Annotated in this window: 13 protein-coding genes and 1 riboswitch; of the genes, 8 read left to right on the forward strand and 5 right to left on the reverse strand. The window is 40.5% G+C overall.

Going from position 1 to position 16,142, the window contains the following annotated elements:
* Positions 1 to 353 precede the first annotated feature (353 nt).
* The 5 genes from NST31_RS19080 (at position 354) to qoxD (ending at position 6,128) form a co-directional block, all read left to right on the forward strand.
* The gene (locus NST31_RS19080; protein ID WP_339162671.1) at positions 354 to 1,646 is read left to right on the forward strand and encodes a hypothetical protein; all 1,293 of its coding nucleotides are present in this window, start codon (positions 354 to 356) and stop codon (positions 1,644 to 1,646) included.
* A gap of 706 nt (positions 1,647 to 2,352) precedes the next feature.
* Positions 2,353 to 3,237, forward strand: a complete 885-nt coding sequence (qoxA, locus tag NST31_RS19085; protein WP_077114247.1) for a cytochrome aa3 quinol oxidase subunit II — start codon at positions 2,353 to 2,355, stop codon at positions 3,235 to 3,237.
* Positions 3,238 to 3,302: 65 nt separating this feature from the next.
* On the forward strand, positions 3,303 to 5,249 hold the full coding sequence (gene qoxB / locus NST31_RS19090; RefSeq protein WP_077114245.1) for a cytochrome aa3 quinol oxidase subunit I: 1,947 nt from the start codon (positions 3,303 to 3,305) through the stop codon (positions 5,247 to 5,249).
* On the forward strand, positions 5,249 to 5,845 hold the full coding sequence (gene qoxC / locus NST31_RS19095) for a cytochrome aa3 quinol oxidase subunit III (RefSeq protein ID WP_077114243.1): 597 nt from the start codon (positions 5,249 to 5,251) through the stop codon (positions 5,843 to 5,845). Before qoxB ends, qoxC begins: the two co-directional genes overlap by 1 nt.
* A 1-nt stretch (position 5,846) precedes the next feature.
* Positions 5,847 to 6,128: a cytochrome aa3 quinol oxidase subunit IV gene (gene qoxD / locus NST31_RS19100; RefSeq protein ID WP_077114241.1), complete on the forward strand. Its 282-nt coding sequence runs from the start codon at positions 5,847 to 5,849 to the stop codon at positions 6,126 to 6,128.
* Here the strand turns inward: qoxD and NST31_RS19105 are convergent.
* The 4 genes from NST31_RS19105 to NST31_RS19120 form a co-directional block, all read right to left on the reverse strand.
* On the reverse strand, positions 6,085 to 6,402 hold the full coding sequence (locus tag NST31_RS19105) for a hypothetical protein (protein WP_077114239.1): 318 nt from the start codon (positions 6,400 to 6,402) through the stop codon (positions 6,085 to 6,087). The two genes, qoxD and NST31_RS19105, sit on opposite strands and share 44 nt — an antisense overlap.
* Before the next feature lie 323 nt (positions 6,403 to 6,725).
* Complete coding sequence (locus tag NST31_RS19110) at positions 6,726 to 7,352, reverse strand: sterol desaturase family protein (RefSeq protein ID WP_339162673.1); 627 nt, start codon at positions 7,350 to 7,352, stop codon at positions 6,726 to 6,728.
* Between the two features lie 3 nt (positions 7,353 to 7,355).
* The gene (locus tag NST31_RS19115; protein WP_077114235.1) at positions 7,356 to 8,048 is read right to left on the reverse strand and encodes a GntR family transcriptional regulator; all 693 of its coding nucleotides are present in this window, start codon (positions 8,046 to 8,048) and stop codon (positions 7,356 to 7,358) included.
* Between the two features lie 371 nt (positions 8,049 to 8,419).
* Positions 8,420 to 9,013: an rRNA adenine N-6-methyltransferase family protein gene (locus tag NST31_RS19120; RefSeq protein WP_077114231.1), complete on the reverse strand. Its 594-nt coding sequence runs from the start codon at positions 9,011 to 9,013 to the stop codon at positions 8,420 to 8,422.
* 193 nt (positions 9,014 to 9,206) lie between these two features.
* Between NST31_RS19120 and NST31_RS19125 the strand changes: the two genes are divergently transcribed.
* Both NST31_RS19125 and NST31_RS19130 read left to right on the forward strand, forming a co-directional pair.
* Positions 9,207 to 9,692, forward strand: coding sequence for a metallophosphoesterase (locus NST31_RS19125; protein WP_339162675.1), 486 nt, complete (start codon positions 9,207 to 9,209; stop codon positions 9,690 to 9,692).
* The gene (locus NST31_RS19130) at positions 9,634 to 9,909 is read left to right on the forward strand and encodes a metallophosphoesterase family protein (RefSeq protein WP_339162676.1); all 276 of its coding nucleotides are present in this window, start codon (positions 9,634 to 9,636) and stop codon (positions 9,907 to 9,909) included. The genes NST31_RS19125 and NST31_RS19130 overlap by 59 nt, the downstream gene beginning before the upstream one ends.
* A gap of 365 nt (positions 9,910 to 10,274) precedes the next feature.
* On the opposite strand, the gene NST31_RS19135 is transcribed toward NST31_RS19130, so the two are convergent.
* Positions 10,275 to 11,198 (reverse strand): PhzF family phenazine biosynthesis protein, encoded by a 924-nt coding sequence (locus NST31_RS19135; RefSeq protein ID WP_339162678.1) that lies wholly within the window; start codon positions 11,196 to 11,198, stop codon positions 10,275 to 10,277.
* A gap of 1,065 nt (positions 11,199 to 12,263) precedes the next feature.
* Positions 12,264 to 12,452: riboswitch (cobalamin riboswitch) on the forward strand.
* Positions 12,453 to 12,677: 225 nt separating this feature from the next.
* Between NST31_RS19135 and NST31_RS19140 the strand changes: the two genes are divergently transcribed.
* Positions 12,678 to 16,088 (forward strand): InlB B-repeat-containing protein, encoded by a 3,411-nt coding sequence (locus tag NST31_RS19140; protein ID WP_339162679.1) that lies wholly within the window; start codon positions 12,678 to 12,680, stop codon positions 16,086 to 16,088.
* Positions 16,089 to 16,142: the final 54 nt, after the last annotated feature.

Consider the following 16,142-nt stretch of genomic DNA (forward strand, 5'->3'; position numbering starts at 1 on the left):
GGGCCTTGGATGGTGGTGACTCGTTATAGGAAAAGGTTTATACTAGGATAAAGGATCAACTAGAAAAGCGGTTTCATGTTAGTGATTACCGTGAACAATGAATCTGAATGCTTCGCTCGAAAAAATGAAAGAGTTATTTTTCGGCTTTTGACCGAGGTGAATCTTGCAGCTACATGAAATGCCGGTAAAAAGCCGGTTTTTCGTTCATTCCCCGGAAAACTGGCATCAGCCGTTCTGAAAAATAATATCCATTTTATCATGGCTGTTACATCGTATCTGAATACTACCGCTATTATTGCAAAAAAATAGATGGCGGAAGGCAGGGAATAGAGGATTGAAGGAGTTATTTCAAAATGAAAGTATGGATTGGTGTTGTGGGTCCTACGGATTCTGTACATTTAATCGGAAACATAGCAAAGAATATGTCCAATATCAATGTCAAACTATTTCCCTATAAAAACCGGGTTGAAGTACATGATATCATTCAAAAAAATGAAGGCATGATCAGCCAGTGGCTTTTTTCGGGCCGTGTACCGTATTATTTTGCTCTTGAAAACAACCTTTTAAATGAAGATCAAGCCATTTATCCTCCGATTTACGGTCCTAGCCTCCTGGGTACACTGCTAAAGGCGGTTAGTGAAAAAAACGTAAAAAAATACAGTCTTGATACTATCCAACCTCAAGAAATTACAGACATCCACTATAAATATGATCTGGACAATTTAACACTCCTTCCGATCAAGTATGATAAATATTACCCTTCTGAAGAGATAATGGCGGAACATCTGGAGCTGTACCGAAAGGGAGAGATAGAAGCGGCTTTAACTTGTTTACAGGATGTATATGAAATGTTAAAAGCGGAAGAAGTTCCCTGTTACAGGGTGACTCCTTCGGAATTAATTATCGAGCAAGTGTTGCATTTTTTAAAAGAAAGAGCACAGTCCGCGATTTATAAAAAGGCGCTGTTTGCGGTAATGAGTATTAAGATTATTGAAGCGGAAACCTCATCTCTGACCGATCAGGCTTCATTCGATGACAAAAGAAAAGAGTTGGCATTAGAGAACATCCTGTTGGATTTTACCCAAAGCGTACAAGGTTCATATGTGAAAATAGGTGATGGTCTGTTTTTTGTATATACGACAAAAGGTCAATTAGAATTATTTCAAAAGAATCATCCATTGCAATCGCTCTTGCCTCAAATTAAAGCCCAAAGTCAATTGGATGTTCATATTGGCATTGGCTACGGATTGACGAACTTACAGGCTGATACGAATACCCGGCTTGCTTTAAAACATCTTAAAGAAAAAACGACCTCTTCAATTGCGACCGTTAATGAAAATAAGGATGTGGTCATTTGGAACAAAGACGATACGCCTCTTCCATTTTCCCATCGGCATGTAGCAAAAAATAAGGAGACAAAAATAAGCTTAAGTTCAACCACTCTTTCCAAATTGGCCTCCTTAAGTAAAATACATCAAACGAACTTAGTTACGGCCAAGGATATTTCGGAATGGCTCGGATATTCTGAAAGAAATGCAAGAAGGGTATTATCAGAGCTCCAAAAAGCCAAGTTGGCATCAGTGAAAGGGGAAGAGCAGCCCGGAAACCGGGGAAGACCCCGCAAGATTTTTGAATTGAAGCTGTGAGGTTCCGTCATGGAGTGATATGCATTTTGGGATTGAAAACTGTGGAGACAATATGAGTGATGATACCCATCCATAATGTCAATTTTCAGAGAAAACTTCTTGGTGGGGAAAAAGAATATCTTACTAGTCTCTCAACACCTGGCTCTTCATTTCAAGGAATTTGGCCATGTGGGAGAGGGAAGTTTACTTGAACGTGTAGAGAAATATCGTTGTGGAATTCGAAATTGAAATAAGGGACTTTGCCAAATATTGAAAAGATGGAAGGACAAGAAAAACGATAGAAAAGACAAATATTAGAAGCAATCATCCGCAGTGAAAGATTAAAAGGGTGGTTGCTCTTTTTATGTTCTAAGTCAAATTATTTTTTGTCATATATACTGGGAAGAAATCGTATTTACTCCTTCGAATCTTTTATGTTTCCGCGTTTACGTACAGTATGATGGCCAGTTTTATTTACCCCCCAAACTTCAAAAATACTATAGATTTAAAAAAAACGCTACTCATTTAAATCTTCTTTTTTCCTGCTTCTTCCGTTTCTTTGAACATTTTGTTACTGATCTCTTTTTTGATTCAAGGACATTTTGTGACATATGTCACAATCGATTGTTTTTAAACGATCATGATAATAAGATATTTGTAAATTAAATACAAAAAACGATTGTTATTTACAATCACCCTTTTTAATCGAAAGAAAGGAGTTTCCTGCATGAAAATGAAATGGGCTTTTTTATGTGTGGCCATCGCGATTCTAGCAGTGTTGGCGGGTTGCGAACCAGTAATGGTATTGGATCCGAAAGGTCCTCAAGCAGAAACGACAGCAAACGTCATTTGGATATCGATTGCGATGATGGCCATCATTGTGATAGCCGTTTTCGTCCTTTTGATCATAATGATTGTAAAATACCGGGCTTCAAAACAGGATGAGAATTATGAACCTCCGCATATTGAAGGAAATCCGGTGGTGGAATCCATTATCGTTGGAATTCCGGTTATAATCATTATTTTCCTTTCAGTTATTACGGTGAAGTCCACATACGCAGTTGAGGCACCACCGAAAAAGTATGAAGAACAAGAACCTTTGGTTGTTTACGCTTCGTCTTCTAATTGGAAATGGCATTTTAGTTATCCGGAAGAAGATATCGAAACGGTTAACTATTTGTACATCCCGACAGACCGTCGATTGGAGTTTAAATTGTATTCATATGGCCCCATTACAAGTTTTTGGATTCCGCAGCTTGGCGGACAAAAGTATGCAATGGCTGACATGGTAACCACATTACATTTGGCTGCTGATGAGCCCGGTGAGTATATGGGAAGGAATGCAAACTTTAGCGGCAAAGGATTTGCTGAAAATACGTTTCTCGTAAAAGCAATGCCGGAAAAAGAGTTTGACGATTGGGTTCAAGAAGTGAAAGCAACGGCTGAACCTCTTACGGAAGAAAAATTTGACCAGTTGTTAGAACCGGGCCATTTAGGACAATTAACATTCAGTGGCACACACCTGGGATTTTTGCCTCCTCCGGAGGGAGAACATAGTGGACATCATCATGGAGCCAATGAAGAACATGATAAAACGAGCAAGCATCAATAGTAGCTTCAACATGAATGATTGGTTGTTTCCAAGGCTGATAACTTACCAGGAAGGAGTCCTAAAGGATGGATTATCTTGAACGTTTTGCCATTCCTCATCCAAGTCCAGCCATTTATGCATCGATGGTAGCCATCGGGTTAACAGTTATCGCAATCGTCGCTGGTTTAACCTATTTTAAGAAATGGGGTTATTTATGGCGGGAATGGTTGACAACCGTTGACCATAAACGGATTGGCATTATGTATTTAATCTCCGCTTTGCTGATGATGTTTCGCGGAGGCGTAGATGCGATTATGATGCGGGCACAAACGTCCGCACCTGAAAATACATTGTTGGATGCGCAGCATTATAATGAAATTTTCACCACTCATGGGGTAGTGATGATTATCTTTATGGCGATGCCATTTATATATGCCCTGATGAACTTCGTTGTTCCACTGCAAATAGGCGCGCGTGACGTCGCGTTCCCGCGCTTAAATGCTTTGAGCTTTTGGCTATACTTCATGGGCGCGATGCTGTTTAATATTTCTTTTGTTGTTGGTGGTTCTCCTGATTCGGGTTGGACATCTTATTTTCCGCTCGCAGGTAATGATTTCAGTCAATCAGTCGGCACAAACTATTATATGCTGGCGATTCAAATTGCCGGGATCGGCACATTAATCTCTGGGATTAACTTTATTGTGACGATCTTAAAAATGAGAGCACCTGGCATGACGCTCATGAAAATGCCAATGTTTACATGGACCGCTTTCATTACGAACGTCATTGTCGTTTTTGCTTTCCCAGTATTGACTATTGCGCTTCTATTCGGAACAATGGATCGGCTGTTTGGTTCAAATTTCTTTACAACGACAAATGGCGGGATGGATATGCTTTGGGCAAACCTGTTCTGGGTTTGGGGGCATCCGGAAGTATATATTTTAATTTTACCGGCATTTGGTGTATATAGTGAGGTTATTTCTACATTTGCCCGGCGTAACCTCTACGGTTATAAGTCAATGGTTGGTTCGATCGTGATCATTTCGTTTTTCTCATTCTTAGTGTGGACGCACCACTTCTTTACGATGGGGCAAGGCCCGCTTACGAATAGTATTTTCTCCATTACCACAATGGCGATCGCGATTCCGACCGGAATCAAGATTTTCAACTGGATTTTGACAATGTGGAAAGGGAAGATTGAATTTACTGTTCCCATGCTTTATGCAGTAGGTTTCATTCCGATCTTTACGATCGGCGGGGTTACAGGAGTTATGCTTGGGATGGCGAGTGCCGACTATCAATACCATAATACGATGTTTTTAGTCGCACACTTTCACTATACGATTATTCCTGGTGTTGTATTCGCGATGCTGGCCGGCCTCACTTACTGGTGGCCCAAAATGTTTGGTTTTATGTTGAATGAAAGAATCGGAAAATGGGCGTTCTGGTTTATCGCCATCAGTTTTAATGTCACCTTTTTCCCGATGTTCTTCACCGGTTTGGATGGGCAGGCACGAAGGATGTACACTTATTCGGAAGCAACCGGATTTGGGCCGCTTAATCTGATCTCATTCATCGGTGCGATTGGGCTCGCAATTGGTTTTGCTTTGATTGTGTACAATGTTTATTACAGCACGCGCTATGCTTCAAGAGATATTAGCTCCGATCCTTGGGATGCGCGCACCCTTGAATGGGCAACACACAGTCCGGTCCCGGCGTATAATTTTGCGACGATACCGCAAGTTCATTCCGTTGAGGCGTTTTGGGATCATAAGAAAAAAGACCGAAAGCTATTTAAAGATAAAATTGAAAAAATTCATATGCCAAATAACACCGGAGGCCCGTTTATCATGAGTTGCATATTCTTCTTATGGGGATTCTCCTTGGTGTTCAGCATGTGGATTCCGGCTATTATTACAACCATCGGGATTTTGGCTTGTATGGCTTACCGTTCATTCGAGAAAGACGACGGTTATTACATTTCTGTTGAAGAAGTGGAAGAAACTGAAAAAAAGTTGCGAGGTGCTAGCTGATGAATGTAGATCACTCGCTGCCGCTTGAATATAGCACAGATCAAAATCAACTGAATATACTAGGGTTCTGGATTTTTATCGGGGCCGAAATCATGCTTTTTGCAACACTTTTCGCCTCTTATTTCACATTAGTCGACCGGACAGGAAATGGGCCTGCCGGCGCGGAGATATTTGAAATAACGCCGGTGCTCATTGAAACACTCGTGCTTTTGACGAGCAGTTTTACCATTGGTCTTGGCGTTCATGCGATGCGTATTGGCAATAAAAAAGCAATGCTGGCCTTCTTTGCGGTCACGTTGCTTCTCGGTCTCACTTTCTTAGGCGTTGAAATTTATGAATTCGTCCATTACGTCGATGTTGGAGCGGGATTACAAACAAGTGCGTTCACGGCCATCCTATTAACAACTTTAGGAACACATGGCGCCCACGTAACACTTGGTTTATTCTGGGGACTATTCATCATTCTGCAAGTAAAGAAACAAGGACTTACACCAAAAACAGCCAATAAAGCGTTCATCTTTTCTCTTTACTGGCATTTTCTGGATGTCGTGTGGATTTTTATTTTCAGCTTTGTCTACTTGAAAGGAATGATGTAACATGAGCGAATTATTCCCGCGCAAACAAGTTGCAGGATTTGTATTTTCATTGGTGCTCACAGCCATTGCGCTTACTGTTTACTTCTTTGACCTTTCGTTTGCGGCTGGAATGACGATCTTATTAGTGACGGCATTCGTGCAAGCCGCTGTCCAGCTCATTGTATTTATGCATGCTGGTGAAACGAAAGACAAAGGATCGATTCTTACGAACATCTATTATGCCTTTGCCATCGCTTTAGTCACGATCTTCGGTACATTGTTAATATTGATCTGGGATATGTAAATCCCGTTTCAAAAGGAGTGTCCACCGGGCGCTCCTTTTGTTTAGGAGAAAGCCTGACACCTTTATCTGTTTTGCTCTCCATTTCTTCAGTTGCCACAAAAAATACACCTATTAGAAAGATAAAAATAGCTCCCATGACTGTGCCGATGCCTATGCCGATCATCGCGCTGGTATCGCTTACAAAAAAGCCGTACAAGAAAATGCCCATTCCGAGTAAAAGGATGGTACTGCCAATATACTTTACGGCATTTAGTATTTTATATGCAGATTCCATTTTCTACATCTCCCCTCTACAATGTATTATTCAACTTGTTCACATTTTTGTCAAATATTTTGTGATTTTTTTTGCCCTAAGACCATTTAAGAATTGACAATGTGTCATGTGTATCAGAAGTATTTTAATAGATAGATTAACAAATCGTATTTTTCCGAAGTGAAGGAACCCCTTTCACTGAAAAAATGGAAAGGGGCGTTGATTTGAAGAAATGCCAAATAAAAATATCACATTATTTAAAATAAGGTGCTGTAGATTCATAGCTTAGCGAATTGATAGGATGAATGCGAAGTGTGACTGCAATGGATTCGATTCACTCCTATTCAATCATGATTCGCTTTTCGCTGTTCCAGGTTTCGAACAGATTCGCTTCGTTTGACGTTTTGCTGTTCTTTAAAAGTGCCCATTGCCCAATCGTAAACAGGGTTTGTCACCCCGTACCAATAGTTTTCATTTTTAAAATGATGCCATAAATGCATTTTTTTCATCCATCGTCCCCAAGGGGAAATGGGCTTGATGGGACGATGGGCGATATAATGTTTCCATTCGTAAAAGAGAAGGAACAAAACGACTCCGGCTAAAAATGAATTTGTTAGTGCGAGACTGGAAGTGACAAGATATGCGATTATACCCGCAATAAGCAAGTTGGGCAGTGTATACCATAATGGTAAAAACAATAAATGTAATTCATTGGGGTTTACATGGTGATCATAATGTAAGCGCTTTAATAAATGTAGTAAAAAAGGATTTTTCGGCGGGTTCATATGAAAGAGAAAGCGATGTGTCATATATTCAACAAGTGTATAAGCAATCATTCCTAACACAAATGCAAGCCACGTCCACAATGAACCGACATGAGGCATCATGAATCCAACACTGATGATCCAAAGAACCGTCATGACAAAAATGTCTGGGTAGAAAAAATATTCTTTCAAGAACTTCCGTTTCATTTTTTACTCCTCCACCTTTTTTCTTGTTTTCCAAAGTGTTAAACTTTTCTCCATTGCATTTTTGGCCACCATTTCCGCTTCCGCAGCATCTCCTAGTAACGCCATTGCCAATAAGTCATTGTAGAATTGAAAAGATAAGTTCCTGTGTTCTTCGATTGCAAAGTAGTTGATCGCCATTTCATGATAAAAGGTGTGAAAGCTATTTAAAATGAGGAGATAGATTGGATTGTGGGATAGGGCGGCAAGGCTTCTTTGCAATTGCCAATCAAATGTGGCATAGCTTTCTGCTTCATTTTCAAGTCGTTCTAAATGTGCGAGTTCTGCCACAACTTTTGCCTGACTTGCAGCGACGGCATCCCGAATATATGTCGGTGTGAGTGAAATTCTTAATTCCAGCAAGTAAACGATAAAATCTTCCGTGATCGTCTCATGGTGGTGAAGAAGATGAACGAGTGTTGTTAAATTGCCTTTACTCCAGTAATCGTTGATGATTGGCGAATGACCTTTCCGACAAGTAAGCCATCCATCTTTTTCTAATCGTTGAATCGCTTCTCGAACAGTTGGTCGGCCGACTTCAAATGTTTTCGCCAGTTCACGCTCAGGAGGCAATGTACTCCCAACAGGATAGTGGCTCGATAAAATCGCTTTCACCAATGTTTGTTCAATTTTGTCTGACGAGCGTTCTCTTCTTCTCACGTTCTTTCCTCCATCATGAGTATAAATGGTCAAACAATTTTCATTGGTGGTATTACCACAAGTTTATTCAAAAATAAAAGAAAAGTCAAACATTTATCAGGGGTAAAGAATCATTTTTTTGTTAACACAAGTAACGAAATGATACAGTAAAGTGATGATGTACTTGCTATGGACGAATGTGATTGGCAGAAAAGTCGTCACAAGTATTATATGTGCTTATACAAGAAGCTGGAACAAAGTCGGGCCATGGCAAATCCGGGCGTTGGCCTAAGCTAACCCTTTTATTGAAAGAACTCGTGATTATTTGTCAGGATGCCTCCTCAATTCCTACAGAGAAAGGAAGATTTTGCGCAGGCTTTTAGTTATCTTTGTTAATCATTGTGACGGTCTTCCGCTATACTTGTATCATACGGCTTGCAGCTAAACACATAAGCCGGCGGCATATTTCTCATTTCTTTTTTTACTTCACTTATCTGGAAAAATTGTTGGATGAGTCCTTTTTTAAAGCCGGTATATTGGAATGTGATGAACCTTCCATTCTCCTTTAATATGTTGGAAGTATGTTGTAAAATCCGGGTGGAAACTTCTTTCGGCAAGCTGGCAAATGGAAGTCCGGAAATGACATAGTCTGCGTATGGAAGGTCATATTCCTTTGCGTATTGTTCAATATCTTCTGCGGAGCCATTGATAATAAACAGATTCTGTTCCTCTTTGAACTTTTCCTTCAGTACGGAATAGAACGTTTTGTTGTGTTCGACTAGTAAAATGATCGTGCTTGGCTTCCTTTTTTTAAGCAATTTTTCAGTAAATATGCCTGTTCCTGGCCCGAATTCCACAATGTACTCACTTTTCTGAAAATCAACCGTTTCCAACATTTTGTCGCCAAGGAACTGTGAACTCGGCAGGATGGCCCCGACCGACCGGGGATTTGTTATATATTGAAACAAGAATAGAAAGAACTTCATCTTTTCACATCCCAAGCTATATTTTATAAGTCTATTATAAATCTAAAACTTGAAAAAACGTCCAATAAAATCCTCAAAAATTGTAAATTTTTTAGAGTGATTTAGGGAATGTTGAAAAAATATGCATGTATGGCAAATGAAAAGAAGGAAGGTTGGATGGAGTCAGCAAAAGAATATGTTAAGGAGGGGTTTGATGCGTGTAGCAGCCATTTACGATATTCATGGGAACCATTTTGCATTGGAAGCTGTTTTAACCGAAATCAAGAGGAACAACGTTCAAAAAATTGTCGTGGGTGGAGATTTGGTTTGGGGCCCACAACCAAGAGAAGTGATGAATACGCTCATGAGGTATAAAGACGAGTTCGTATTCATAATGGGAAACTCGGATCGGGAAGTTGCTTCCGGTGATGGGGCGGAAAAAGAGCCACAACATTTTATAGCGGAATTAAATCAATGGTGTGCCGGGCAGTTGAGTGATTCGCAAATGTCATTCCTTAAAAACATGCCAAAACATCATAGTTTATCAATTGATGGGGTAGGGGAGGTATTATTTGTTCATGGTTCCCCGCGTAGTGATGAAGAAGCGATTAGAGTGGATACTCCTGGAAGCAATATTACAGATGATACAGGATACGAAAGAAAACATCATTGTTTACGGGCATACGCATATACAATTTGACCGGATTATTGAAAATAAAAGAATCATCAATGCTGGAAGTGTGGGCTTACAAAGCCGGGCAAATGGAGCTTGTTGGTTACTGATTGATAACGAATTCCACTTTAAAATCACCGAATACAATGTTGAAGAAGCGGCTGAAAGGTTTCTCCAAGGGCAATGTCCTTATAAAAAAGATTTTGCAGAACATCTACGAAACCCGCCTTACGCAGGGCCTTAATAACTCAAGAGTGATAAAATTTTCAACAAACAATTTTATCAAAGGTGCAAACAACAGAGTAAACATAAAGCAGTCGCATTATCTTGCGGATAAAAGCGGCTTTCACGTGCCCGATGCGATTAATATCGTTGCAGGATTGTTTTATCCCGCATGTAAGGTGCCGTAATACTCCCACATCAACATCTTGAGTGAATACAAGAGAAAACGGCACCTACATGCCCGATTGGTTCAACTAACATTCAGTAGAATCCCTACAACTAACATTCAGTAGAAGCCCTACTGAATGAAGTTTCACTTTATGAGAACAGTTTCTTCTAGTTTACTTGTACTTTTAGTAGTATGTATTTGCCATGAAACAGGGTTGCTTAAGTATTATTTTTCACAATCTCATCATGATCCAGCAAAACTTCGAAATCTTTCACATAAACGGCATTTCCGGTGATTTCAACATCGAGACAGTCACTGTTTTTTGAAACTCGCACGATAACCCGGCCGTTTTTTCCGATTTCATGACCCTGCTCCACAACAAGGTTCAGAGAATCTTTAAAATGAGTATGGATGTATTTCGCATAATAAGCGCCCATTACCCCTGAAGCAGTACCCGTTACCGGGTCTTCAATCGTACCGGAATATGGTGAAGAGAAATGCCGGGCATGCATATCGGCGTGTGAATCATGCGTTTCCAAACAGAATGGATGGACAGAAGCTTTTGGCATCTCCTTTAAAATAGAAGGGAACGTTTTGTTATTGGGTTTCATTTTCTTAAAAGCGCCCAATTTCTTTATAGGGATTAATAATGTCCAAGTACCGGTACTTCCATATAAAATAGGTAACTGATCATGGATATCAGATTTATTTAACCCAAGGGAGCCAGCCAAATCCGCTATGGAACCTGTAAACTCTTTAAATGTTGGAGAAGCTTGTTTCATGGTGATCCATATGTCGTTTTCGGCTGTTGATTTAATCGTGATCGGTAAAATCCCAGCCCTTGTTTCAATGGTAAAATCGGTCTTATCGCCCAATAATCCTTTTGTTTGGAGCGCATAAACAGTTGCCATTGTAGCGTGGCCACATAAATTCATTTCATGACCCGGTGTAAAAAATCGTATTTTCAGGTCTGCGGCTTCGGATGCAACTGGAAATGCCGTCTCATTAAATCCTACTTTAAAAGCAATCTCTTGCATTTCGGCATCTGTCAGCTGATCTCCGCTTAAAACGACTCCCGCTGGATTTCCCTTATTAGGTTCTTTACTAAACGCATCGTAGTGATAAACCGTTATTGACTTCACACCCGATCCCCCCACCAAGATTTAGAAACTCATGTTGATTGTATCATGTATAATGGCTTTCTTGTTCAATAAAAAATGGACCCCGTTAGTGAAAAACGAAACCTGTTTTTTCATAGTAACAACCTTTATGTTAAGACCATGTGCTTTATCCCGCATGTAAGATGCCATATACACTACTTTAAGACCAGAGTTGATACCAAAGGTCTAAGTGGGAGAAAACGGCCCCTAATGGCCCGTTTCGTCAACGAACATTCAGTAGAAGATGGAAGAAAACGCCTGCTGAATGAAATTTCACTTTATCCGGCATGTAAGGTGCCGTAATACTCCCACATCAACATCTTGAGTGAATATAAAAGGTTTAAGTGTGAGAAAACGGCTCCTAAATGCCCGATTGGTTCAACTAACATTCAGTAGAAGCCCTACTGAATGAAGTTTCACTTTATGTACAACTTCCTCTTTATCGCATACTTCTAAAATAAACTTTTTGTTTTAGTAATTTTATTAACTTGTATAAATAATGTGAACCGAAAAGCTGTTGTGCAATTTGATAATCCATATATGCCAGTGAATCCATTGTTACTTGCCTGGCTTCGGCAAGACTTTGCCGGTTTATTTTTCCCAATATATCCCGGACGATTTCGAGCAAGTAAACGGATGATTGAACAGTTTGGATGATTAGCAAATAGAGAAGATCGACTTTATTGTGGATTTAGGCCCTGAAGGAGGAGAAAAGGGCGATCAAATCATTGTCAAAGGAACACCGGGTTCGATTGTGAAAAATAAAAAATCATATACAGGACAATATTTGTAAATTCCTTTTAGAAAACAGCTATTATTTTTGGAAAAAAACATTGATTCATATGATGTTAGGCACATCAGGAAAAGACATGAAGATTTTGTTTTTTATTTTATTCACAACTTTTACAGGTTTTAATCGTTTTTTAAAGGTTTGTTTGGAAGCAATTACATAAAGAAACCACCAATTCTTGCTTTGGAAAGTTGACATTTTTTTTAGAATTCTGTAACATTTCAAATTGAGAGCTTGTACTCCAAATTACAACTGAATAATGGAAAAACGAATTAGGTTCTTTTTATTTGTAAAAGATTAAAAGGGAATCAGGTGAAAGTCCTGAACGGTCCGGCCACTGTAATTGAGGAGCGACTTTCCATTATGCCACTGGGGAATACCCCGGGAAGGCGGAAGGAAGCGATGATCCAAAAGTCAGGAGAACTGCCTAACGCGTATATATGTAGCCTTCCGGAGAAAGGTGAAGTATGAGTCACTATGTCATCAATATAGATGGAGACAACCATCTATTATGTTTATAGATTTGCAAAATACCTAATCGCCTTGGGCTTCTCTGGAAGTCCAAGGCTTTTTCGTTTTTCCGAAGTTGGAGGAGGGAAAGATTTTTCTCGAGCGTCATTTTACATACTCGGACAAGAACAAGCTCTACAGACAAATGTGGGGGGAAAAAAGTGGGGGTTATTAAGAAGCGTTCGTTACGGTTATCTGCGGTTTTACTGACTTTTCTATTGATGTTAAGCATTGTGCCGCAAGTTGCTTTTGGGAAGGCTTACGATCCGAGAACAGGTTATCAAGAGTTGGACATTCGCTTCTGGGAAGATAAGGAACCGGAAATCGGTTTTTATATGAATGCTTCCTCCAGGTACATACTTGAAACGCTAGAAAAGCCAAGTATGGGATCGGTTGGTGGAGAATGGGCTGTCATGGGTTTATTGCGAGGCATGTATGCGGGTCACGATTACATGAACCATGTGCCAGATACCTATTTTGAAGATTATCTTGGCCGGATCGAACAATATGTGGCGGATAAAAAAGGAAACCTTCATCGGGCTAAATCTACTGAATGGTCGCGTCTCATTCTGGCGCTTACAGCATTAGGCTACGATATTACAGATGTAGCAGGCTACGACTTTATTGAAAAATTATCCAGCTCATATCGTTTTTCTTATAGGCAAGGAATTAATGGGCCGATTTGGGAAATTATCGCGATGAATACGGGAGGATATGAATTTTATCCTGATTCCACAAATCCGGACGTAAATACTTTCGGAAAAATGATTGATTACATTTTAAGTAAAGAGATTACGCAAGCTGACGGAACGGTGGGAGGCTGGTCTTTATTTGGCAACCCAGACCCGGATATTACAGGGATGGCGCTGCAAGCGTTAGCTCCGTACTATGGTGATGAAAAGCGCTATGCTGCGAGCGGGGCGGAGGCGTCATATGAAGAGTTTGCGGCAGCCGTGGAAAGAGGAATTTATATGTTGTCTGTTCTGCAACAGGAGAACGGAGCATACGCCGCTTTTGGAAATGTGAATGCGGAAAGTACTGTCCAAGTTATCGTTGCGCTAACCGCTCTCGGCATCGATCCATTACAAGAAAAGGTGGAGCTTAAGCGGATTGGCAAACATGTAAGCTTTATTCAAAAAGGCGCTGTTCAAGACGGCGTTTGGACGAATAATATGATCGATGCACTCCTCACTTTTTGGGATGATGGCAGTGGTTCTTCGCCAGAAATAGGCGGTTTTAAGCATGTCACGACAGGAAATGACGGCGGCGGTGGTTCGGGACATAGAGTAAATGCCATGGCGACCGAACAATCGCTTTATGGACTGATTGCCTATGATCGGTTTAAAAAAGGAATGAATGCCTTATATGATATGACCGATATGAAAAACGGCGAATACAAAAACATGGCTGCTAAAAAACATGATGCCAACTTCCATTCTAATGGTGAAGTACAAACAAACAAGGTTTCACCTTATGCGTTAGTGCAAATTCCCGAAGGTAAAAACATCCAGGGGAAAAAGTTCAAAGCTTGGAATTCCAAACAAGACGGAAGCGGCACGGATTATCTACCCGGTGAAAAGCTCGTCATGCCGGAACACGATATTACATTGTATGCACAGTATGACAACATTGAATATAACATCCATTATGAAACAAATGGCGGGACTTTAATTGGGGATGACATACCGAAAACATATACGATAGACGACGCGGAAATTCCACTTCCGGCAGCCGGGCAAATGGAACATGAAGGCTATCTATTTGAAGGCTGGTATGACAATCCAAGCTTTGAAGGCGAACGAGTAACAGCTATCGCGAGCGGAAGCTATGGAGATAAAACGTTTTATGCAAAATGGGTGGATGAGTCAGGCGCAAATGAAGAAGCAGCAAAGGAAGTAGAAGAGATGATTGCGGCTTTGCCTGATATCGAGAATGTAACCCTTCATGATAAAGAGGCCATTGAAGGGGCGCGAGCGGCCTATAACAACTTGACTCCACCGCAGCAAACATTCGTTGCCAATATACAAAAGCTTGAAGCGTTAGAAGCGAAATTATTAGAGTTAGAACAAGATTTAGTCAATAAAGAAGCCGCTAAAAAAGTGGAGGAAATGATCCAACAGCTGCCAGAAGCGGCGAATCTAAAGCTAGAAGATAAAGCGTTAGTAGAAAATGCCCGTTTGGCTTATGACAGTTTAACAGAAGTACAACAAAGTCTTGTCGCCAATGTAGAAAAGCTTGTTGAGACAGAGGCAAAGCTGAAAGTATTGCAAGAAGTAGCAGATAAAGAAGCGGCACAAGCTGTCGAACAAATCATTGCTGAATTGCCTGAAGTCGAAGAATTGACATTAGACCATAAAACAATCGTTGAAAATGCGAGAACAGCGTTTTATCGTTTAACAGCATCACAGCAAGATTTAGTGGCCAATAAAGCAAAACTCGACGAAACTGAAGCAAAAATGTTCGAATTGGAACAAATCGAGGCGGATAAGGCCGCTGCCGATATCGTTGAACAGATGATCGCCGGGCTTCCAAATGAATCGGAAATCCATCTAGATGATAAAGCGTCTGTTGCCAAAGTAAGACAAGCCTATGATGGCTTAACAGAGGCCCAGCAAAAGTTAGTGCCGAATATTGAAAAACTCACATCACTTGAAACGAAATTAAGTCAATTGGAACAGGAAGAACTGGACAAACAAGCGGCCAAAAAAGTGGAAACGATGATTGACATGCTCCCTGAAGTGTCGCAACTATCACTAAACCAGAAAGCACTGGTCGCGGAAGCGCGCAAGGCATATGATCAATTAACGCAGGTCCAACAAACATTAGTGGCTAATACCAATAAGCTCGTTGCACTAGAGGCGAAACTCAAAGAATTACAAATAGCGGCCGAATTAGCAGATAAAGAAGCTGCTAAAAAGGTGGAGGACATGATTCATAGGCTTCCGAAAGAAGCCGATATCAATTTATCGGATAAAGAATCGGTCATAACAGTGCGGCAAGCTTATAATCGTCTTACAGAAACGCAGAAAAAATTAGTTTCAAATGTAGCGCAATTATCTGCATTGGAATCTAAAATAATCATTTTGGAACAAGAAGCCAAAAACAAGGAAGCAGCTGAAATCGTTGAAAATATGATCCAAGAACTTCCTGATCTGGACAAATTGACTGTCGCGCATAAGGAAGCAGTAGCCGCCGCCCGAGAAGCATATGATTACTTAACGGCAGAGCAAAGGCAGTATGTTTCAAATATGAGTAAGCTTGAAGCGCTCGAGGAAAAATTAACCGAACTAGAAAAGGAGAATCAAGCACAAGATCCGGAAAATGAGGGCATTGTTGGTTCACCCGCAATTAAAACGGCCGAAGATGAAAATAAAGATAAAAAACGAGAGCGTCCTTCTGGTGATCATGCAAATGCCAAACAGAACCAAGAATATGGAAAGAAAAAAGCTTCCAACGGCGCCAAAAAATTGCCAAACACAGCGACCAATATGTTTAATTTGCTGATCATTGGTCTAGTTTTCATCATCGCAGGTATAGCCATTTACTTCGTCCGTAAAAAAAGATCAGTTTAAATGGAAGTCCAGCTCTAAAATCGTGAGGTTGCTCACGGTTTTAGAGCGCCCACT

Origin of the sequence: Siminovitchia sp. FSL W7-1587, from assembly GCF_037963795.1 — a bacterium.
GTDB classification, from domain to species: domain Bacteria; phylum Bacillota; class Bacilli; order Bacillales; family Bacillaceae_C; genus Siminovitchia; species Siminovitchia thermophila.